Origin of the sequence: Nocardioides sp. Soil796 (assembly GCF_001429525.1) — a bacterium.
Lineage (GTDB): Bacteria > Actinomycetota > Actinomycetes > Propionibacteriales > Nocardioidaceae > Nocardioides.
The window spans coordinates 257,034-276,707 of sequence record NZ_LMSQ01000020.1 but is presented as its reverse complement, the minus strand read 5'-3'; the positions used below and the strand labels follow the sequence as shown (position 1 = coordinate 276,707).

General features: G+C 68.1%; 20 protein-coding genes. 14 read left to right on the top strand and 6 right to left on the bottom strand.

The features are described 5' to 3' along the window. Positions 1-38 precede the first annotated feature (38 nt). From ASH02_RS22405 to ASH02_RS22385, 5 genes are read left to right on the top strand one after another with little or no spacing between them, the layout of a single operon-like run. The gene (locus tag ASH02_RS22405; protein ID WP_056683635.1) at positions 39-1,583 is read left to right on the top strand and encodes an acyl-CoA synthetase; all 1,545 of its coding nucleotides are present in this window, start codon (positions 39-41) and stop codon (positions 1,581-1,583) included. Then, positions 1,580-3,817: a glycerol-3-phosphate 1-O-acyltransferase gene (locus tag ASH02_RS22400; RefSeq protein ID WP_056891615.1), complete on the top strand. Its 2,238-nt coding sequence runs from the start codon at positions 1,580-1,582 to the stop codon at positions 3,815-3,817. Before ASH02_RS22405 ends, ASH02_RS22400 begins: the two co-directional genes overlap by 4 nt. Continuing rightward, on the top strand, positions 3,817-5,307 hold the full coding sequence (locus ASH02_RS22395) for an HAD-IB family hydrolase (protein WP_156393674.1): 1,491 nt from the start codon (positions 3,817-3,819) through the stop codon (positions 5,305-5,307). The genes ASH02_RS22400 and ASH02_RS22395 overlap by 1 nt, the downstream gene beginning before the upstream one ends. Further along, the gene (locus tag ASH02_RS22390) at positions 5,304-6,728 is read left to right on the top strand and encodes a wax ester/triacylglycerol synthase domain-containing protein (RefSeq protein WP_200959223.1); all 1,425 of its coding nucleotides are present in this window, start codon (positions 5,304-5,306) and stop codon (positions 6,726-6,728) included. The genes ASH02_RS22395 and ASH02_RS22390 overlap by 4 nt, the downstream gene beginning before the upstream one ends. 5 nt (positions 6,729-6,733) lie before the next feature. After that, positions 6,734-7,561 carry an alpha/beta fold hydrolase gene (locus tag ASH02_RS22385; RefSeq protein WP_156409834.1) on the top strand — a complete coding sequence of 276 codons (828 nt, stop codon included), beginning with the start codon at positions 6,734-6,736 and terminating at the stop codon, positions 7,559-7,561. An 11-nt stretch (positions 7,562-7,572) separates the two neighbouring features. Here the strand turns inward: ASH02_RS22385 and ASH02_RS22380 are convergent, their stop codons facing one another. From ASH02_RS22380 to ASH02_RS22360, 6 genes are all read right to left on the bottom strand, one after another. Further along, on the bottom strand, positions 7,573-7,956 hold the full coding sequence (locus tag ASH02_RS22380; RefSeq protein ID WP_056683624.1) for a VOC family protein: 384 nt from the start codon (positions 7,954-7,956) through the stop codon (positions 7,573-7,575). 45 nt (positions 7,957-8,001) lie between these two features. After that, positions 8,002-8,331 (bottom strand): DMT family transporter, encoded by a 330-nt coding sequence (locus ASH02_RS22375; protein WP_056683622.1) that lies wholly within the window; start codon positions 8,329-8,331, stop codon positions 8,002-8,004. A gap of 4 nt (positions 8,332-8,335) precedes the next feature. After that, complete coding sequence (locus tag ASH02_RS26265; protein WP_156388747.1) at positions 8,336-8,500, bottom strand: hypothetical protein; 165 nt, start codon at positions 8,498-8,500, stop codon at positions 8,336-8,338. Next, complete coding sequence (locus tag ASH02_RS22370; RefSeq protein ID WP_156388746.1) at positions 8,497-8,703, bottom strand: hypothetical protein; 207 nt, start codon at positions 8,701-8,703, stop codon at positions 8,497-8,499. The genes ASH02_RS26265 and ASH02_RS22370 overlap by 4 nt, the downstream gene beginning before the upstream one ends. A 192-nt stretch (positions 8,704-8,895) precedes the next feature. Then, positions 8,896-10,131 (bottom strand): acyl-CoA dehydrogenase family protein, encoded by a 1,236-nt coding sequence (locus tag ASH02_RS22365; protein ID WP_057295477.1) that lies wholly within the window; start codon positions 10,129-10,131, stop codon positions 8,896-8,898. 50 nt (positions 10,132-10,181) lie between these two features. Then, the gene (locus ASH02_RS22360; RefSeq protein WP_235530136.1) at positions 10,182-10,658 is read right to left on the bottom strand and encodes an SCP2 sterol-binding domain-containing protein; all 477 of its coding nucleotides are present in this window, start codon (positions 10,656-10,658) and stop codon (positions 10,182-10,184) included. A 245-nt stretch (positions 10,659-10,903) separates the two neighbouring features. Between ASH02_RS22360 and ASH02_RS22355 the strand changes: the two genes are divergently transcribed. The 9 genes from ASH02_RS22355 to ASH02_RS22315 all read left to right on the top strand — a co-directional run bounded on the left by ASH02_RS22355 (position 10,904) and on the right by ASH02_RS22315 (position 19,668). Further along, the gene (locus ASH02_RS22355) at positions 10,904-11,365 is read left to right on the top strand and encodes a nuclear transport factor 2 family protein (protein ID WP_056683609.1); all 462 of its coding nucleotides are present in this window, start codon (positions 10,904-10,906) and stop codon (positions 11,363-11,365) included. Positions 11,366-11,376: 11 nt separating this feature from the next. After that, a complete protein-coding gene (locus ASH02_RS22350; RefSeq protein WP_056683606.1) occupies positions 11,377-11,862 on the top strand; it encodes a hypothetical protein in 486 nt (161 codons plus the stop codon). A gap of 78 nt (positions 11,863-11,940) precedes the next feature. Further along, on the top strand, positions 11,941-12,780 hold the full coding sequence (locus ASH02_RS22345) for a hypothetical protein (RefSeq protein ID WP_056683603.1): 840 nt from the start codon (positions 11,941-11,943) through the stop codon (positions 12,778-12,780). A gap of 185 nt (positions 12,781-12,965) precedes the next feature. Beyond that, a complete protein-coding gene (locus tag ASH02_RS22340) occupies positions 12,966-14,513 on the top strand; it encodes an acyl-CoA synthetase (RefSeq protein WP_235530135.1) in 1,548 nt (515 codons plus the stop codon). A 43-nt stretch (positions 14,514-14,556) separates the two neighbouring features. After that, entirely contained in the window at positions 14,557-16,062 is a 1,506-nt protein-coding gene (locus ASH02_RS22335; RefSeq protein WP_056683597.1) for an aldehyde dehydrogenase family protein, read from the top strand. Positions 16,063-16,101: 39 nt separating this feature from the next. Next, positions 16,102-17,397: a bifunctional 3,4-dihydroxy-2-butanone-4-phosphate synthase/GTP cyclohydrolase II gene (locus ASH02_RS22330; RefSeq protein WP_057295476.1), complete on the top strand. Its 1,296-nt coding sequence runs from the start codon at positions 16,102-16,104 to the stop codon at positions 17,395-17,397. Next, complete coding sequence (locus tag ASH02_RS22325; RefSeq protein ID WP_200950087.1) at positions 17,394-17,915, top strand: flavin reductase family protein; 522 nt, start codon at positions 17,394-17,396, stop codon at positions 17,913-17,915. Before ASH02_RS22330 ends, ASH02_RS22325 begins: the two co-directional genes overlap by 4 nt. After that, positions 17,912-18,784 carry an MlaE family ABC transporter permease gene (locus ASH02_RS22320; protein ID WP_235530134.1) on the top strand — a complete coding sequence of 291 codons (873 nt, stop codon included), beginning with the start codon at positions 17,912-17,914 and terminating at the stop codon, positions 18,782-18,784. Before ASH02_RS22325 ends, ASH02_RS22320 begins: the two co-directional genes overlap by 4 nt. 8 nt (positions 18,785-18,792) lie before the next feature. Continuing rightward, a complete protein-coding gene (locus ASH02_RS22315) occupies positions 18,793-19,668 on the top strand; it encodes an ABC transporter permease (protein WP_056683591.1) in 876 nt (291 codons plus the stop codon). The last annotated feature ends 6 nt before the right edge of the window (positions 19,669-19,674 follow it).

Sequence of the window (19,674 nt, the reverse complement as noted above, 5' to 3'; positions counted from 1 at the left end):
GACCTCCCGGCAGCCTTGTCACCCAGGCAGGAGAGAGCGTGTACCCAGGAACCTTCGCCACGTCCACCCCGGACAAGACCGCCATCGTCGTCGCCGACACGGGTGCCTCACTCACCTACGCCGAGCTCGACGAGGCCACTGCGCGGTTGGCCCGGGTCTTCCACGACTCAGGCCTGCGACGAGGAGACCACGTCGCCTTCCTGACGCCGAACTCCCTCGAGCTCTTCGTGACCTACTGGGCCGCACTGCGCTCCGGGCTGTACGTGACCGGGGTCAACTACAACCTGTCGGCCGACGAGGCCGGCTACATCGTGCGGGACTGCGGTGCCCGTGCCCTCGTCGCATCGGCTGAGGTGTCCGACCTGGCCGAGGCGTTGGTCGCGCAGAGCCCGGGCATCGAGCTGCGGCTCGCGTTCGGCGGCGCCATCCGCGGACACGACTCCTTCGAGGACGCGCTGGCCAAGGTGTCTGCCGAGCCGCTCGCCGATCAGCGCCGCGGCGCCGACATGCTCTACTCCTCGGGCACGACCGGCCAGCCGAAGGGCGTCAAGCCACCGCTGCCGGAGCACCTCGTCAGCGAGCCCGGCGACCCCTTCGCCGGGGTCTTCGGTCCGATGTACGGCTTCGGCCCCGACACCGTCTACTACTCACCGGCACCCGGCTACCACGCGGCGCCGCTTCGCTTCGGCGGCATCGTCCACTACTTCGGCGGCACCCTGGTGCTCGGCAAGAAGTTCGACGCGGTGCGGTCCCTGGAGGCCGTCGAGAAGTACGGCGTCACCCACAGCCAATGGGTGCCCACCATGTTCGTGCGCATGTTGAAGCTCGACCCCGACGTGCGTGCGTCGTACGACGTCTCGACGCTGGCCTGCGCGATCCACGCGGCCGCGCCCTGCCCGGTGGACGTGAAGCAGCAGATGATCGACTGGTGGGGTCCGGTCCTGCACGAGTACTACGGCGGCACCGAGGGCAACGGCCTGACGCTGATCAACTCCGAGCAGTGGCTCGAGAGGCCCGGTTCGGTCGGCAAGGCGGGCCTGGGAACCCTGCGGATCTGCGGTGAGGACGGCGAGGTGCTGGACGCCGGCCGGGTCGGCTCCGTCTACTTCGAGCGCGACACGATGCCGTTCGCCTATCACAACGACCCCGACAAGACCCGGGCCTCCCAGCACCCTGACCACGAGACGTGGACGACCATCGGTGACATCGGCTACGTCGACGAGGACGGCTACCTGTTCCTCACCGATCGCAAGGCGTTCATGATCATCTCGGGTGGTGTGAACATCTACCCGCAAGAGGTCGAGGACTGCCTGGCCCTGCACCCGAAGGTGCTCGACCTCGCGGTCTTCGGCATTCCCGACGACGAGATGGGGGAGCAGGTCAAGGCCGTCGTCCAACCGGCTCCGGGTGTCGAGACCGGGCCCGCACTCGAGCAGGAGCTTCTCGCGTTCGTGCGTGACCGGATGGCGCACTTCAAGGTGCCGAGGAGCATCGACTTCTCCGAGAGCCTCCCGAGAACGCCAACAGGCAAGCTCGTCAAGGGGATCCTGCGCGATGCGTACGTGAAGGCGGCCAAGGGATGACCGTCACGACGCGGCCGGTCGTCGTGCTCCACGACGTGCGCTCACGCACCGAGCGACGACTCGTCACCGAGTGGGCACGGGAGACGCATCCCGGCTCGTGCGTCCGGGGAGTCGACGACGGGTGGCTGGCGGAGCAGTTCGACGAAGAGGCCCTGCTGGTGCCGGCGCGGGTGGCCTGGGTCGCCGCGCCGGGCAGCAGCACCCGCCGGGCCACCGACGTGCTCGGCCATCTCACACCGTTGCGACCCTGGCCCGTCGCCCAGCCGTTGCTGGCGCGACGTGTCCCCGGAGCGGTGACCATCGTCGTCGGGGAGGCGGCCACCCTGGCCGACCTGCGCAGGCGCTTCGCGGAGGAACACCAGGGCGGCGACTCGATGGAGGAATTCATCAGGCACGCGGCGATCCTGTCCAGCGATCGGGCCGAACGACGCCTGATCGGCGACCGCTACAAGGTGCCGCGTCGCGTCGCGGAGCAGATCGCCTCCTCGGCGCGACTGCGCGACAAGGTGCGCGCCTTCGCGGCCGAGACGGGCACGACGTACGACGCGGTCTTCGACGAGGTGCAGGACTGCCTGACCGAGTTGGTCGCCGTCCAGAGCCCGGCCGCCATCGACGCCTACCGAACGGTGCTCTCCCCGATGCACTCCCGTGCGTGGAAGGTCCACGTCGACCAGGACAGCCTCGAGCCGCTCCGGGCGCTGAACAAGAAGAGTGCCCTGATCTTCCTGCCCGCCCATCGTTCGTACGCCGACCCGCTGGTGCTCGGCGAGGTGCTGCACACCCACGACTTCCCGCGCAACCACACGCTGGGGGGCGCGAACATGGCGATCTGGCCGATCGGTCCGCTGGGCAAACGCGCCGGAATGGTCTTCATCCGCCGGGCCAACGCCAACGACGGCGCCTACAAGCTGGCGCTGCGTGAGTATCTGGCCCATCTGGCGGCCAAGCGGTTCAACCTCGAGTGGTACATCGAGGGCGGGCGGACCCGCACCGGGAAGCTGCGGCCGCCGAAGTTCGGGCTGCTCTCCTACCTGACCCGCGCGCTCCGGGAGAACCGGACCGACGACGTCCAGCTGGTCCCGGTGTCGATCGTCTACGACCACATGTCCGAGGTGGGCGCGCTCTCCGATGAGCAGGGTGGCGCCAAGAAGGCCGCCGAGGGCAGTCGTTGGCTGGCCCGCTACGTCCGTGGTCAGCTGAGGAACAGCGGCAATGCATGGGTGCAGTTCGGGGAGCCGTTCTCACTGAGAGAGGCACTCGCCGACGCCGGCGAGGGAAATGCGCAGCTGGAGAAGGTGGCGTTCCGGATCTGCGACGGCATCAACCGCGCGACCCTGATGACTCCCACGGCCCTGGTCACGTTCGCACTTCTGGGTACGCATCACCGGGCCTTGACGCTGGCCGAGATCCGTCGGGTGGCACTCCCGCTCCTCGACTACCTGGACTCGCGCGGTCTCGCCGGGCCGGCCGACGTGCTCCGCTCGGACGACGCCGTCCTCGAGACGCTGGACAAGCTCGTGGAGTCGGGGGTCACCACGCTCTACTCGGGGGGCCCCGAGCCGGTCTGGTCGGTCTCGCCGGGTCAGCACCGGGTCGCCGCGTTCTACCGGAACGGGGCGATCCACCATCTCGTGACGCGGGCCATCGTCGAGCTCGCGCTGCTCCACGTGGGCGACGGCGAGGAAGGCACGAACCCGCGTGACGAGGCGTACGCCGAGGCGGTGCGGCTGCGCGACCTGCTGAAGTTCGAGTTCTTCTTCCCGACCACCAGGCAGTTCCGGGCTGACGTCGTCGCGGAGTGCGAGCTGTTCGATCCCGACTGGTTCGAGAGGGCCGGCACCGAGAGTGGGCTGGCGAACCTCCTAGCCTCCTCGAAGGTGCTGGTCGCCCACCGCGCGTTCCGTTCGTTCTTCGACGCCCAGCTCGTGGTCGCGGAGGCGCTGCTCAGCAAGGAGCCCGGCATCCCCCTGGACGAGGAGGCACTGCTGGTCGAGTGCCTCGGTCTCGGTCACCAGATGTGGCTGCAGGGGCGTCTGCACCGCGCCGACTCCGTCTCCCGAGAGCTCTACGCCACCGCGCTGAAACTGGCCAGGCACCGTGGCCTCGTCGAGGGCGACGCCGAGACCGTACGCCGGGCGCGGGTCGAGTTCGCCGCCACAGTGACGGACGTCCTCGCCCGGATGAGCCGGATCGCCGATCTCGAGGAAGAGATCCTGAAGGAGCGCGAGACGTGATGAGCCTCGACACCCTCCTCCGGAAGATCTACGCGGGCCCTGGAGGCCCCGAGATCGGCGCGTTCTTCGACTACGACGGCACCGTGATCACTGGATTCTCGGCGTCGGCGTTCTACGGACACCGGGTCCGTGGCCGCGAGATCGGCCTCAGCGAACTCGCCCAGACCGTGTGGGCCGGCTTCCGTGGCGTCAACACCGCTGCCGAGTTCCTCAGCCTGCTCGAGCTCAGCTGCCGGGCCTGGGCCGGCAAGACCGAGGTCGAGCTGATCGAGCTGGGCGAGACCCTGTTCAAGGAGAGCATTGCGGGTCGACTGCACCTCGAGGTGTGGGAGCTGGTGAAGGCGCACCACGACATGGGCCACACCGTCGTCCTTGCTTCCTCGGCGACGAGGTTCCAGGTGCAGCCGATGGCCGACGCACTCGACGCCCAGCACACCCTCTGCACCCGACTCGAGGTCGACGACGGGGTGATGACCGGGCGGGTCCTGGGCGCTCCGTTGTGGGGCAGGGGCAAGTCGGACGCCGTCACGGAACTGGCCGCCGTCGAGAACCTCGATCTGGCCCGCTCCCACGCCTACAGCAACGGAACCGAGGACATCCCCTTCCTCTCCGCCGTCGGCAACGCCGTCGCGGTCTCTCCCGAGCCGGGCCTGCGCGCCGAGGCCGGCGAGCGCGGCTGGGCGGTCCTGGACTGCGTGCCCCGCACTGGTCGCCCGAGCGTGAAGGACATCGCACGGACCGCTGGCTTCTACGGCGCCTTCGCCACCGCGTTCGGGGCCGGCATCGGGCTGGGCTTGCTGAACCGGTCCCGCTCGCAGGTCTTCGACATCACCGGCAGCGTCGGGTCCGACGTCGGCCTCGCGCTGGCCGGCGTGACCGTCGACGTGATCGAGGGACACGAGCACCTCTGGGGCGCACGGCCCTGCGTGTTCGTCTTCAATCACCAGAGCAAGCTCGACCCGGTCATCGTGATGAAGCTGCTCCGCCAGCGCTGGACCGGGGTCGCCAAGGCGGAGGCGAGGAAGATCCCCGGCTTCGGCCAGCTGTTCCAGATCGCCGGCGTCGCGTTCGTCGAGCGCACGGGCGACGTCGAGAAGGCCAAGCGGGCGCTCGCCCCGGCGATTGCGAAGATCCGCGACGAGGGGGTCTCGTTGGCGCTCTCCCCCGAGGGCACGCGGTCGCCGACACCGCGCCTCGGTCCATTCAAGAAGGGCGCCTTCCACATCGCCATGCAGGCAGGGGTGCCGATGGTGCCGATCGTGTTGCGTGGTGCCGGCGACGTCATGTGGCGCGGAGCCCAGACGCTGCGCCCCGGGGTCGTCGAAGTCGTCGTACTCCCGCCGGTGCAGACGACCGACTGGAGAGTCGAGTCGATCGAGCGACACGTCAGCGACGTACGCGACCAGTTCGTCCAGACCCTCGCCCATTGGCCGGGTCGACCGGACCTGCCGGCCCTTCCGTCGGGCCGTGCACAAGGAGAGACCTCGTGAACGCCACGGCCATCGCCCAGGACGGATGGGGCCAGGACCCTGCGATGAACCCCATCGAGACAGTCATGTGGCGGGCCGAGGCGGATCCCGCATTGAAGTCCACCATGATCGCGCTCGAGGTGCTCGACCGGGCCCCCGACTGGGCCGACTTCGTGGCCACGCACCAGCACGCGCTCGTGGGGGTGCCGCGACTGCGGCACCGCGTGGTCGAACCGCCGTTCGGCCTGGCCGCACCGCGCTGGTCGCCGGATCCCCAGTTCGACCTGCACTTCCACCTGCGACGCTCGACCCTCCGCTCGGGTGCCACCTGGAAGGACCTGTTCTCCGCGGCCGAGCAGATCGCGATGAGCCCGTTCGACCGCAGTCGTCCGCCGTGGGAGGCAACGCTGTTCGAAGGCCTGCCCGACGGTCGGGCGGCGTACGTTCTGAAGCTGCACCACGCCTCGACCGACGGGGTCGGAACGCTGCAGCTGATGAAGATGCTGCACTCCTCTCTGCCGACTACCAAGCGCGCAGGTCCCCGCCCGGAACGGGGCGGGATGACCGCATGGGGCGTTCTCGGTGCACAGGCCCTCGACTCGGCCCGCTCCGCACCCTCGGTCGTACGCCGGGCCGGTGCCGCGGCACGACGGGTCGTCGCCGATCCGGGGAAGTCCCTGCTCGACGGCGTCCGCTACGGGCTCTCCCTGCAGCGGGTCCTCTCGCCGCCACCCGCCGCCCCCTCGCCCCTGCTGGCCGGGCGAAGCGTGAACTGGCGCTATGCCGCCCTGGACGTCGACCTGGCCTCCCTCCGGGCCGCGGCCAAGGCGGCAGGTGGCTCGCTGAACGATGCCTACATCGCCGCCCTCCTCGGCGGCTACCGCCGTTACCACGAGGGGTTCGGCGCACCGGTCGACGCGATCCCGATGGCGATCCCGATCTCGGTACGCCGCGACGGCGACGGCGGTGGCGGCAACCGCTTCGCCACCGCGCGCCTCGCCGGGCCGGTGGGCGTGACTGACCCCCGGGAGCGGATCGAGGCGATCGGTGAGCTGGTCCGGACCGCACGGCAGGAGCCAGCGCTCGACAACATCAGGGTGCTGGCCCCGCTGCTGGCCCGGCTGCCGGCCTCGGTGATCGCGCAGATCGCCGGTGACATGGCCAGGAGCAGCGACCTCCAGGCGAGCAACGTTCCCGGTGCCCGCGAGGAGGTCCACTTCGCAGGCACCAGGGTCGAACGCCTCTATCCCTTCGCGCCGCTGCCGGGCTGCCCCGCGATGATCACTCTCGTGTCGCACTTGGCGACCTGCTGCATCGGGGTCAACTACGACGCGGCCGCGTTCACCGACGGTGACTTGTTCCTGTCCTCCCTCGAGGACGGCTTCACCGAGGTGTTGGCCCTCGCCGGACCGGATGCCGGAGCCGCCAGGTGGCTGCGGTGACCGCGATGCCCGAGTCACCTGGGCTCGAGATGCACCGGGGCGGGGGCGGAAGCCCGTTGGTCCTGCTCCACGGCATCAACATGACCTGGAAGATCTGGCGACCGGTGGTGCCCGCCCTGGAGGAGCAGCACACCGTCCTCGCGCCAACCCTGGCCGGTCACCTCGGAGGCCCCGGCCTCGTCGCGGGAGCCCATGGGATCGGACCCGTCGCGGACGCGGTGGAGGAGATGCTCGACCGGCAGGGGATCGACCGTGCCCACCTGGTCGGGAACTCCCTGGGCGGCTGGGTCGCCTGTGAGCTGGCCCAGCGAGGCCGGGCCATGTCGGTGGTCGCGTTCTCGCCGGCGGGAGCCTGGGACACCCGGGCCGCCCAGCAGCGGATCGTCCGGCTGATGCGGTTGACCCGGCGGAGTGCGCAGTGGTCGTCGACCCGGAACCTCATGTCACGGCCCGGACTGCGACGTGCCGCCCTCGGCCTGGCACTCGAGCGAGGGGACCTGATCCCGAACGACGTCGCGTTGCAGATGGTGGAGGAGACGCGCGCCTGTCTGCTGCTCGAGGGGCTGCTCAGGTGGATCGACCAGCACGGATCGATCGACAGGTTCGACATCGACAGCGCCTGTCCGGTGCGACTGGTCTGGCCGGTGGCCGACCGGACCATTCCCTACGAACCTTACGGGCGCGTCTACAGGGACCTCATCCCGCACGCCGAGCTGGTGCCACTTCGCGGGGTCGGTCACGTGCCGATGTACGACGATCCCCGGCTGGTGAGCCGGACGATCCTCGAGTTCACCGCCCGCGTCCCGGCGGCGTCCGCGGGCACCACGACCTGACCGGTCGTCGGCTACCGGGTGTCCTTGCGAAGAGGATGGTCCGCCGGAACCTCGACCAGCACGAGGCGGACGCCGTCGGGGTCCTCGATCCACATCTCCTGCAGTCCCCAAGGCTCCCGACGGGATTCACGAACGATGCGAACTCCGGCGTCCCGCAACCGCCGCTGCTCGGCCTCGAGGTCGCGGACCTGGATCCAGACGGCGATGCCCTGCGGCGGCTCGTTTGCCTGGCCACTGACCTCGAGCAGGCCGTTGCCCAGGAAGAACACCACGCCGGGGTTGCCCGGAGTCCCGAACTCCCGGTGGATGGCCAGGCCGAGCGTGTCGCGATAGAACGCGTGGCTCCGTGGCGGGTTCGTGGGGTGCAGCAGGATCCGACTGCTCAGGACGTCCATGCGTTCAGCCTCGCACGCACGCCGTGACGGGCGCCCGGTCCGGACTCAGGCCTGGGCCGTGGTGGCGCCCAACTGCAACGCGATGATGCCGACCACGATCAGGGCGAGCCCGGCCACCTGGGTGAGGCTGAGCTGCTCCTTGAAGAGCAGGGTGCCGAGTGCGGCGATCACGAACATGCCCATCCCCGACCAGACGGCGTACGCCGTCGCGACGGTCATGCCGTTCGTGAGGGCCTTCGAGAGCGCGTAGAAGGCGATTGCGTAACCGATCGTCACGAAGACCGACGGCACCAAACGGGTGAAGGACTCCGAGGCCCGCAGCGACAGAGTCGCGGCGACCTCGCTCGCAATGGCCAGGGCCAACCACCACCACATCGCGTCACACCACGTACGTGAGGACGTAGCCGTCTGCCGTACGGCGACTGCCGGTGATGACCGCGCCGTTCCGGCGCAGGCGTTCGACCTCGCGGGAGAGCCCCTCGACGGGCAGCGTGACCGTGTGCCAGACAGACCTCGTCCCACGCACGGTAGCGGTCGCACTCATGCGGCGGTCCCGCCGATCCGGCTCGCGTTCTCGCGAAGCAGGGTCGCCGCGGCGCGGTGCGCGATTGCGGAGAGCGGCGAGGGCTCCCAGTAGTGCACGTTCGCGGACTCGGAGAGAGCGATCTCCTCCTCGGCCTTGGCCAGACGAAGCAGCTCACGACGGAGCCGATCGAGCAGGACCTCCGGAGCGGTTTCTGTCTCCATCTTGATCACCACCTGTTGAGGATGTTTGGGCTTATGACGCTACGGATCCGGGGGACCGGCCACATCGTCCCGGGGAGGTGGGTGTGTCCTCCCTTGGGGTTGAGCCGGCTTGGGACGGGGCCGGAAATGGAGAACGCCCGGCCGTCGCAGAGTCGGGAGCGGTTGCGACGGCCGGGCGGATCGGGGGGCGGATCAGTCCTCGAGCTCCTCCGGGGCGAGCAGCTGCTCACCGATGAACGTGCGCGACTGGTCCGCGTTCAGCGGCTGGAACATGGAGGCGGCCGAGTCGCGGTAGAGGCGCTCGAAGATGGCGCCCTTCTTGAAGGACGAGCCACCGACCATGCTCATGGCGTGCCGGCTCATGTGCATGACGTTGTCCGCGATGAAGGTCTTGGCCAGCCCGATGTAGGGGAACCTGAGCTCCATGGGCCAGTTGTCGTCGTACCCCTCGGTGACCTCGGTGCAGGTGCGGTAGAGCACTCGGCGGGACAGCTCGTAGCGCGAGGCCATGTCACCGACGCCGTCGATGATGTGCCCGACGTTGGACACCTTGACGTCCGCGGCAACCGTGGCGCCGAAGACGGCACCCAGGGTCTTCTTGGACAGGACCGCGCGGGACTCCTCGAGGATGCGCGACTGCATGCCGAGGTAGATGCTGGCGAACATGAGCGACGCCCACTCGAGTACGCCGAACGCGCCGGAGCGCCACTCGCAGATGAAGCCGTCCTCGGGCACGTAGTAGCCGTCGAAGACGATGGTCTGGGTGCCCGTGGCGTGCATGCCCAGGGCGTCCCAGGTCTTCACGATGCTGATGCCGTCGCCCTGGCCGTTCTCGTCTACCTGGAACTCACCGATGAAGAAGGACTCGGCGTTGACCCGGTCCTCGAAGTTCTCCGGGAGGTTGCCGTCGGCGTCGGTGATGGTCGCGTTGGTGGTGATGATGTCGGCGGCCTCGCACAGCGTGCCCCAGACCTTCTTGCCGTAGAGCCTCCAGCCGCCGCCCTCCTGGGGGATGGCCTTCATGTCGGCCAGGCCGCTGAAGCCGGCGCGCTGCTCGGAGAACGGACCGAACATGATGTCGCCGTCGGCGACCCGGCCCAGCCAGTACTTGTTCTGGGTCTCGCTCATCAGGCCCATCGTCATGCCGACCATGATGTAGTGCATGTTGTAGGCGAGGGTGATCGCGGAGTCGCCCTTGGACAGCTCGCTGACCACCTTCGACGTGGCGAGCAGGTCGCCGCCCAGGCCGCCGTACTGCTTGGGCACGGGGAGGGCCCCGAGGCCGCTCTTCTTGAACGCCTCGATGGACGGGTAGGCGAACGTGTTCTCGGTGTCGTACTTCGGGCCGATCTCTCGGAAGAACTCCGAGAGCTTCTCGGCCTCTGCGAAGACCTTGTCGAACTCGGCTTCGGTGATTGATTCAGTCATGGTGGCTCCAGTCGTGTCGTTGCCGTGTGGCAGAGGGAGAGGAACGGCCGTCAGCCGACGAGCAGGTCCTCGCGGCCGGCCTCGGTGAGGATGGCCTTGTAGGTCTCGAAGATCGGCCCGGTCAGGGGCAGCAGGCCCATGGCGGTGGTGCGCTTGCCGTCGAGCTTGACCTTGCGCTGCGCCATGGCAAGGGTGAAGTTGAGCTTCCCCTGCCAGAACCGGTTCGCGTTGTCCGAGCTCATCCGCAGCTGCACGGTCGAGGACGCGGCTGCTGCCGCATCCCCCACGAGCACCTTCTGGCCGGGGAAGTCGACCAGGATGTAGGACTCCGGGTCGGTCTGCTTGATCAGGACGACGAGCGTGCCGTCCTTGGTTGCCTCGACGAACTTCGGGTCGGAGACACAGGCCTCCATGGCCTTGCCGATGTAGGCATAGACCTCGTCAGCGTCCTTGAACGTGCTCAACGTCGTACCTCCAGGTGTGGGCCCCAGCGGTGCTGCTCGGGCGGTGCCGGTGGGTCTGGTCACGACCCGGATCGACGGTAGGACGGCACGAGTGGCGGGCGCGTCACCCCCAAGTGGGGTCTTGCATCTCCCAAGGGGTGCAACCGCGCTGTCTCGTCGCTCTGCCGGACCGGGCGCCCCTCCGAAGAGCAGTAGGGATCCTCCCGCGGGGGGAAGTCCGCCAGCGCGGTCGCTCCTACGGTCGATGTCGTGTGGTTCGTCTCACATGGACCGACGGACCCAGCAGCTGGACCAGACAAGGAGAAACCATGAACTACGCATTTGCCGTCAAGTGGTTGAAGGCGTTCCGTGACAGCTCGGAGGCGATCTGTGCGATGTACGCCGACGACTTCGTGTTCGAGGACCCGATCCTCGACCAGTACCAGATCCGTGACAAGGGCGACCTCGGCCGGATCTTCACGCTGTACGCCAACAAGGACCGCACGAACGGTCTCGGTGTGCACAACTTCCGCATCCGCGGCTACATCGGTGACCACAAGAGCGGCCTGATCCGTTGGGAGTGGTCCCCGGAGGACTGCACCAACTTCATCGGCTTCGATGTCGAGGACAAGCCCTTCTTCGCCCAGGGCCACACCTTCCACCAGTACGACGACGACGGACGCATCGTCCGTGAGTCGTCGTGGTGGGACTCCGGTTCGATCCTGGCCGACGTCGGCGTACCGGGTGCGAGCAAGGTCGCATTCGCCGCCAAGACCCCCGCGAACGTCTGAGAGGCGCTGACATGACGAACCTTGAATTCGCCAAGAAGTGGGCCGAGACCCGCCACAACGACCTGAGCGCCCACCGCGAGCTGTACGCCGGTTCCGAGGAGTTCTGCATCGAGACCCGGATGGTCGTCGACCATCTGGGCGACACGATCTCCCAGGACTCGGAGTTCACCGAGCAGTTGGCGATCTTCACCAACAAGGACCTCGACAACGGTCTGGGCGTCCAGTCCGTCACCGTGACCGACGCCTTCGAGGGCAACGGTCACCTGTTCTTCCACTGGGACTGGAAGGTCGAGGGCGCCGACACCTACCGAGGGTTCCCCGTCGAGGGAAAGACGCTGACCAGCAAGGGCTCCACGTTCCTGGAGTTCAACGAGGACGGCAAGATCATCCTGGACTCGTCGTTCGTGAACGAGAACCCGGTCTTCCAGCAGCTGGGCCTTCCGTTGATCACCCCGCACTACTGGGAAGAGGGCTTCGACCCGGCTTCCCTCGGCTGACACCGCCGCCAGCCGACGGCCGGAGACATCTCTGTCTTCGGCCGTTCGGCATCCCCCGACCTGTCAGAAGGAAAGCCCATGCTCCTCTCCGTCAGCGTTCCCCAACCCCCCTCGCCGCCGTACGACCTGCCCCTGAACACGACCATGCAGACGGTCGCGACGCTGGTGCTCTGGGCCGGCACTGCGATCCTCCTGGCCTACGCGGTCAGGATCGCGCGTGACGAACGCTCCATCCTGCCGGTCGTCCTGGTCCTGGCCGTTGCCACGGGCAGCCTCATCGAGCCGATGTACGACATCGCCTACCACCTGCACTGGCTGGACAACGGCGACCAGTGGACGCTCTTCACCAGCTTCGGCCTGCCACAACCGGTCTGGGTCATGCCGGCGTACGTCATGGTGTTCGGCCTTCCGGCCCTCGTCCTCTACCGCTCGCTGAGCAGGGGAACGACCAGGGCGCGGATCTTCAGGATCGCGGCACTGACCACGTGCACGACCGCCGCTTTCGAGATCACCGCAATCAACCTCGACCTCTACGTCTACTACGGCGAGTCGCCGTGGCGAGTGCTGGACTACCCACTCTTCATCGCCTTCATGGAGGGAACCCAGATCACCGGGTTCGCGGTGCTGGCCGCGGTGCTGAGCCTCAAGGCCACCCGCCAGGTGCACCACCTTGCGCTGTTCGCGCTCTTCCCGTGCAACTTCGCATTCGACGTCCTGGGTGCGGGGTTCCCGACGGTGATCCTGCAGAACTCCTCGGCGAACCCGAGCGACTGGCTGCTCTTCCTCAGCGCATTCGCAAGCGTCGGGCTGGCGGCCACTGCCCTGTGGTGGGCCTCTCAGCTCCTGCTGACCCAGCAGCCGCGCATGGGCGCGCCCAAGGAGGCCGAGACGACCACCTCTCCCGGGGCAGTTCGGTAGCCCGTTCCGGGGAGGAGAGGGGCCTCACCCCAAGGGGGCAGGGGCTTCATCCTCGGGAAGGTCGTGACCGTCCTCACCCCCGTTTTAGGTTCGTGGCACACATCACAGAACCGCGGAGATTGCCGACACCGGATGCGCGTCGACCGCCCGCGAATCGCAGGAAAGCAGGAGTCATGTGGGGCACAATGCCGGACGTCCTTGACAGGGCGTGCACGAACTACCAGGACCGCACCGCCGTCGTCGACGGTGACCGCTCCGTCACCTACACCGAGTTGCGCGACCTCTCCGACAGGATCGGCTCGGCGCTCGTCTCGCTCGGCGTCGAGAAGGGCGACCGGGTCGGACTCCTGCTGCCCAACAGCCTGGAGTTCATCCCGTCGCAGCACGGCATCTGGAAGGCAGGCGCCGTGCTGGTGCAGATGCCGACCAGAGCCTCGGCATCGGTGCAGCAGGCCAACCTGGACCAGACCGAGGCGACCACGCTCATCTACCACGCCTCCTTCGACGACGTGGTGGCGCAGCTGCGGGACGACCTGCCGCAACTGACCACCTACGTCCGGGTCGGCGGAGACCCCTCCGACTCCGCCGACCACGACTTCGGCACGCTCGTCGAGAAGCAGCCCGCGGGCCGCCCCGACGTCGAGATCGACGAGCACGACGAGTGCTACGTGCTCTTCACCTCGGGCAGCACCGGTGAGCCCAAGGGTGTCGTGCAGTCGCACTTCACCTGGGCCCACTACAGCATCACCTCCAGCCTCGACATCGGCGACACCCGCTACGGCGAGGTGTTCGCGCACGGTGCGCCGCTGACCCACTTCACCCAGATCTTCGTGATGCCGACGTTCATCCGAGGTGGCACCAACGTGATGCTGCCGGGCCTCGAGGTGGACGGACTGCTGAAGGCGATCTCCACCCACCGGGTCACCGCCACCGCAGTGGTGCCCACGATCATCTACCTGCTGGTCGACCACCCGAACCGGGACGACTACGACCTGTCGTCGCTGAACACGATGATCTACGCGGGCTCCCCGATCGCACCCGAGCGGCTCAAGGATGCGCTGGAGGTCTTCGGGCAGATCTTCATCCAGACGTACGCCGGCACGGAGCCCGGCTACGTGTCGTGCATGCGCAAGGTCGACCACCGCGTCGACACCGAGGAAGACGTGCGCCGGCTCGCCTCCGGTGGACGCCCGATCCCGTTCGTCGACGTGAGCATCCAGGACGATGACGACAACCAGCTGCCCATCGGCGAGGTCGGCGAGGTCTGCTCGCGCCAGCTCGGACAGATGCTCGGGTACGTCGACTCCTCGCGCAACGCCGAGGCACTGCGCGACGGCTGGGTCCACACCGGCGACATCGGGCGGCTCGACGAGGACGGCTTCCTCTACATCGTCGACCGCAAGAAGGACCTGGTCGTCAGCGGCGGGTTCAACGTCTTCCCGCGGCAGGTCGAGGATGTCATCCTCGCCCACCCGGCGGTGGCCGGCTCGGCGGTCATCGGCGTGCCCCATCCCAAGTGGGGCGAGGCCGTCCACGCCTTCGTCGTGACCAAGCCCGGTCAGACCGTCACGACCGAGGAGATCCAGGCCCACGTGAAGGCCGAGCTCGGATCGATCCCGTCGCCCAAGACGGTCGACTTCATCGACCAGCTGCCGGTGAACCCGGCCGGCAAGGTCGACAAGAAGACGCTGCGCCTCCCGTTCTGGGAAGGCCGCGACCGCCAGGTCGGCTGACCCGCACGACAAACCCCGCAACTTCGAAAACAGGAGCAGTCCCATGAGCACTCCGCACTACAACCTCCACATCAACGGCGAGTGGGTCGACACCGCCGACAAGTACGAGATCCGCAGCCCCGCCACCGGCGAGCTGGTGGCCACGGTCGCCAAGGGCGGGGTGGCCGAGGTCGACGCCGCGGTCGCAGCAGCCAAGGCAGCGCACGCCGAGGGCACCTGGCGCAACACCCCGCCGGCAGAGCGGGCCGCGCTGATCAACGACACGGCGCTGCGCATGGGTGCCCGGCTGGAGGAGCTGGCCGCGCTGCAGACCCGTGAGAACGGGGCCACCATCCGCATCACCGGTGCCCTGCACATCGGCCTCTCCGTGGCGCAGATGCAGTACATCGCGGCCCAGGCGGCTGACTACGAGTTCGAGAAGGCCGGCCCGGCGATCGGCCCGGTCCCTGCGGAGGGCATCTTGCGGCGCGAGCCGCTCGGCGTCGTCGGCGCGATCGTGCCGTGGAACATCCCGATGCTCACCATTGTCTGGAAGGTCGCACCCGCGCTCCTGGCCGGCAACACCGTCGTACTCAAGCCCGACGAGCACGCACCGCTCATCGCGCTCGAGCTGATGAAGGAGTTCGAGGCGGCCGGTCTGCCCAAGGGTGTACTGAACGTGGTCGTCGGCGACGGCGAGGACGCCGGTGCCCGGCTGAGCGCCCACCCCGACGTACGCAAGGTCGCCTTCACCGGCTCGACGTCCGTGGGCCAGAGCATCCTGGCCGCATCGGCCGACACGGTGAAGCAGGTGACCCTCGAGCTCGGCGGCAAGGGCCCGAACATCATCCTCGACGATGCCGACCTCTCGGTCGCCATCGACGGTTCCATCTACGCCTGCATGGCCAACAACGGCCAGGCCTGCGAGGCGGGCACCCGCCTGCTGGTGCCCTCGTCGAAGCGTGACGAGATCATCGAGCGGTTGGTCGCCAGGGTCAGCACGATGACCATCGGCGACCCGCTGGACCCGGCCACCGACATCGGGCCGCTGATCACCGGGGACCAGCGGGACCGCGTGCTCGCCCACATCGAGGCCGCTGAGTCCCAGGGCGCCAAGGTGGCCGTCGGCGGTGGCGCGCCCAGTGGAGCGGAGTTCGCGAACGGCAACTTCGTCGAGCCGACCGTGATCGTCGATGTCACCAACGACATGAAGATCGCCCGCGAGGAGGTCTTCGGTCCGGTCCTGACGGTGCTCACCTACGACACCGTCGAAGAGGCCGTCGCCATCGCCAACGACACCGACTACGGCTTGTCGGCCGGAGTGTGGGGCACCGATGAGGCCCGGACGCTCGATGTGGCCCGCCAGCTCGAGGCCGGAATGGTCTTCGTCAACGACTGGCACGTGCTGCACCCGGCGTACCCCTTCGGCGGCTACAAGCAGAGCGGCCTTGGTCGCGAGGGCGGCCCCGACGCACTCGACGAGTACACCGAGCAGAAGTACATCTCCGTCGACCGCTCCGGCGGCGTGGAGAACAAGGCCTACGCGATCGTGCTCAGCACGCCGGCCTGACCGTCCCTTCCACCAGGAGAGCGAACGAGGCGAAGAACCATGGATCCCCACACCGACGAGCAGTACGACGGCCAGGTGCGCGTCGAGGCTGCACTGGAAGAGCTGCGGCTCGGACGCGGCGTGGTCGTCTTCGACGACAGCGACCGTGAGAACGAAGGCGACCTCATCTATGCGGCCGAGCACATGACGGCCGAGTCGATGGCCTTCGTGATCCGCCACACCAGTGGGCTCGTCTGTGTGGGGATGGCCGGCGATCGTCTCGACGAGCTGGACCTGCCTCCCATGGTCGAGGCGGCCAGCGATCCCCGGGGGACTGCGTTCAGCGTCTCGGTGGACCTCAAGGGCGTGACCACCACGGGCATCTCGGCTGCGGATCGCGCGATCACGTCGCGGGCCCTGGCCACCCCGGGAGTCGGCGCCGAGCAGTTCAGCAGGCCCGGACACGTCTTTCCTCTCCGTGCCCGCCCCGGCGGCGTCCTGCAGCGTTCGGGACACACCGAGGCCGCAGTTGACCTCTGCCGGCTGGCCGGGCTGCAGGCGGCCGGCGTGCTCGCCGAGATCACGAACCCCGACGGCACCATGGCACGGATGCCGGACCTCCTGGAGTTCGCCCGCGAGCACCAGATGGTGTTGCTCTCGGTGGCGGACCTGGTCCGCCACCGGATGCGCCGGGAGACCCTCGTCAAGCGCACGGCCACCGCCGCCGTGCCCACGCCGTACGGCGTCTTCCGGGCCAGCACGTACCGCTCGGACGTGGACGGGACCGAGCATGTCGCATTCGTCCACGGCAACCCCGACGGGATGCGCGACGTGCTGGTCCGGGTGCACTCGGAATGCCTGACCGGCGACGTGTTCGGCGCCCGCCGGTGCGACTGCGGTGAGCAGCTGAACCTGGCGTTGGAGCGGATCGGACAGCACGGCACCGGCGTCGTGGTCTACCTGCGAGGGCACGAGGGCCGCGGCATCGGCCTGAGCCACAAGCTGCAGGCCTACCAGCTGCAGGACGAGGAGGGCCTCGACACCCTCGACGCGAACCTGGCGCTCGGACTGCCGGTCGACAGCAGGGAATACGGCGTCGGCGCCCAGATCCTCCGCGACCTGGGCATCACGTCGGTGCGCCTCATGACCAACAACCCGGCCAAGTTCTACGGGCTCTCCGACTACGGCGTGACCATCTCCGAGCGAGTGCCCCTCCAGGTCGCGCCCAACGAGCACAACCTCGGCTACCTGCGTGCCAAGGCCGCACGACTCGATCACGAGCTGGCCGACGAGCCACTCAACGCCATCCCCCATGACGAGCAGGCCCTGCCCGCCCACGAACGGAGCGCATCGTGACCAGCACCGCCACCCCTGTCAGCAACATCCCCGAGAAGTTCCGTGAGGCGATGTCGGCCTTCCCGAGCGGCGTCACCCTCATGACGACGACCGGGCCGGACGGCGAGCCCCGCGGCTTCGCGGCGAGCTCCTTCTGCTCGCTCTCACTCGACCCGGCCCTCGTCCTGGTCTGCCTCGCGAAGACGGCCCAGTGCCACGACGCGTTCCTCCAGAACGACCAGTGGTCGATCCAGATCGCCGGCGCCGCCCACATCGACCTGATCAACCGGTTCTCCACCAAGGGGGTCGACAAGTTCGGTGGCGGCGAGTTCCTGCCGGACCACCGCGGTGTGCCTGTTCTGCTGGACGCCGCCGTACTGATCGAGTGCGAGGCGCACGAGCGCTACGACGGCGGTGACCACACCATCCTGGTCGCCCGAGTGATCGAGGTGGACCTGGACGACCGCCCGGCCGTCCTCTACTTCCAGCGTGAGTTCCGGCACCTCGACCACCAGATGGCCGAGGGAGACTTCCGGTGAGTGTCGACACCGAGGCACGCCCGGCGTCCGAGGACAACTCCGACATCACCCGGCCGCTGACCCTCAGCGGACGGGTGATGCACAAGTCGCCGTCGGGCGTACGTCGGGTCCTGGTCGACGTCGGCGAGGGAGGGCAGCTGCTGGGCTACCTCGTCAAGACCGCGATCAAGGAGCCCCGCGGCTACTGGGGGGCCACCCGCGACGAGATGTACCACATGCTGCGGTTCTGCTGGCTCCCCGTGACCCTGGCCGTCGGTGGCTTCTCGTTCCTGATCGCCAACTACGCCTACGACCTGGTCAGCCTGCTGGGCGCGGGCAACCGGCTCGGCACCTACTTCGTGTTCGCCAGTCTGCGCGAGATCTCCCCCTTCGCGACCGGCATGGCCGTCGCAGGTGTGATGGGGACGGCCATGACCGCCGACCTGGGCGCGCGCAAGATCCGCGAGGAGCTCGACGCCTTCACGGTGCTCGGCATCGACGCCATCCGCACTCTGGTGCTGCCGCGCGTCATCGCCATCACCGTGATGATGGTGGGCTTCAACATCCTCGGCAGCCTCCTCGGCATGTCGATGGCGATGATCTCCGCCACCACGCTGGGCACGACCTCGCCGGGCGCCTTCCTGGGCAACCTGCTCGGTTCCATGACGGTTCCCGAACTGGTCGGCACGAACGTCAAGTGCATGCTGATCGGCTTGTTCATCGGGATCGTCTCCGCCCAGAAGGGACTCACCGCCAAGGGCGGCGCCGAGGGCGTCGGCCGGGCCGTTAACGAGGCCGTCGTGCTCTCGTTCGCCGCGGTCTGGGTCTTCAACTTCATCGTCAACGCCACGATGCTCGGGCTCAACCCCGAGATGCTGATCAGTAGGTAGGGGCTCCCATGACAACCACGACACACGATGCCACGCACCGGTCCGACGAGGGCGAGGACGAGGACGACAACCAGCCGAGCGCCGCCAGCGCCGGCGGCATGGGCGGATACAGCGACGGTTCCTCACTTCTTGCGGACCTCGGCAGCATCGCCACGTTCAGTTTCGGGGTGTTCAAGAGCCTCCCCGACGTCCGCCACTACGGCACCGAGGTGCTGCGCCAGGCCGGCATCATCATCCTGAAGAGCACCTTCATCATCTGGTTCATGATGTGCATGCTCGCCGCGGAGATCGCGCTCGAGGCGCACTACCTGCTCGCCCAGCTCGGCGCCGGTGGCTACACCGCGGTGTTCAGCTCGACCGGCGACTACACCGTGGCCCCGGAGATGTGGGGCTGGATCCTGTCGGCCAAGGTCGGCTGCGGCCTGGTCGCCGAGCTGGGGTCGATGCGAATCAGCGAGGAGATCGACGCGCTCGAGGTGATGGGCCTCGACTCCCGGGCCTACCTGGTCACCACCAGGATCCTGGCAATCGTCATCGTGACCCCGTTCATGTTCGTCACTGGCACCGGCTTGATGTACATCCTGGGGTACTACCTGAACGTCCATGTGTTCCACAGCGTCTCGGCCGGAGGCTACCTGTCGGTGTTCTGGTCGTTCACCACCCAACAGGACCTCATCCTCTCGCTCCTGCAGGGCTCGATCATGGGCATCCTGATCATCCTGGTGGCCTGTTACTACGGCTACAACGCCAGCGGTGGACCCGTGGGCGTCGGCAAGGCCACCGCCAAGTCGATGGTGATCAACCTCGTCATCGTCAGCGTGCTCGGCGCGGTCTTCCAGCAGCTCTTCTTCGGCGCCCTCTCCCGCGCGCCCATCAGCTTCTAGCGCGCC

Coding starts and splice junctions, on each gene's coding strand:
- ASH02_RS22335 (WP_056683597.1), top strand. CDS start 14,557: ATGAGCACTCCGCACTACAACCTCCACATCAACGGCGAGTGGGTCGAC.
- ASH02_RS22395 (WP_156393674.1), top strand. CDS start 3,817: ATGAGCCTCGACACCCTCCTCCGGAAGATCTACGCGGGCCCTGGAGGC.
- ASH02_RS22345 (WP_056683603.1), top strand. CDS start 11,941: ATGCTCCTCTCCGTCAGCGTTCCCCAACCCCCCTCGCCGCCGTACGAC.
- ASH02_RS22355 (WP_056683609.1), top strand. CDS start 10,904: ATGAACTACGCATTTGCCGTCAAGTGGTTGAAGGCGTTCCGTGACAGC.
- ASH02_RS22315 (WP_056683591.1), top strand. CDS start 18,793: ATGACAACCACGACACACGATGCCACGCACCGGTCCGACGAGGGCGAG.
- ASH02_RS22380 (WP_056683624.1), bottom strand. CDS start 7,956: ATGGACGTCCTGAGCAGTCGGATCCTGCTGCACCCCACGAACCCGCCA.
- ASH02_RS22350 (WP_056683606.1), top strand. CDS start 11,377: ATGACGAACCTTGAATTCGCCAAGAAGTGGGCCGAGACCCGCCACAAC.
- ASH02_RS22340 (WP_235530135.1), top strand. CDS start 12,966: ATGCCGGACGTCCTTGACAGGGCGTGCACGAACTACCAGGACCGCACC.
- ASH02_RS22330 (WP_057295476.1), top strand. CDS start 16,102: ATGGATCCCCACACCGACGAGCAGTACGACGGCCAGGTGCGCGTCGAG.
- ASH02_RS22385 (WP_156409834.1), top strand. CDS start 6,734: ATGCCCGAGTCACCTGGGCTCGAGATGCACCGGGGCGGGGGCGGAAGC.
- ASH02_RS22375 (WP_056683622.1), bottom strand. CDS start 8,331: ATGTGGTGGTGGTTGGCCCTGGCCATTGCGAGCGAGGTCGCCGCGACT.
- ASH02_RS22370 (WP_156388746.1), bottom strand. CDS start 8,703: ATGGAGACAGAAACCGCTCCGGAGGTCCTGCTCGATCGGCTCCGTCGT.
- ASH02_RS22365 (WP_057295477.1), bottom strand. CDS start 10,131: ATGACTGAATCAATCACCGAAGCCGAGTTCGACAAGGTCTTCGCAGAG.
- ASH02_RS22400 (WP_056891615.1), top strand. CDS start 1,580: ATGACCGTCACGACGCGGCCGGTCGTCGTGCTCCACGACGTGCGCTCA.
- ASH02_RS26265 (WP_156388747.1), bottom strand. CDS start 8,500: ATGAGTGCGACCGCTACCGTGCGTGGGACGAGGTCTGTCTGGCACACG.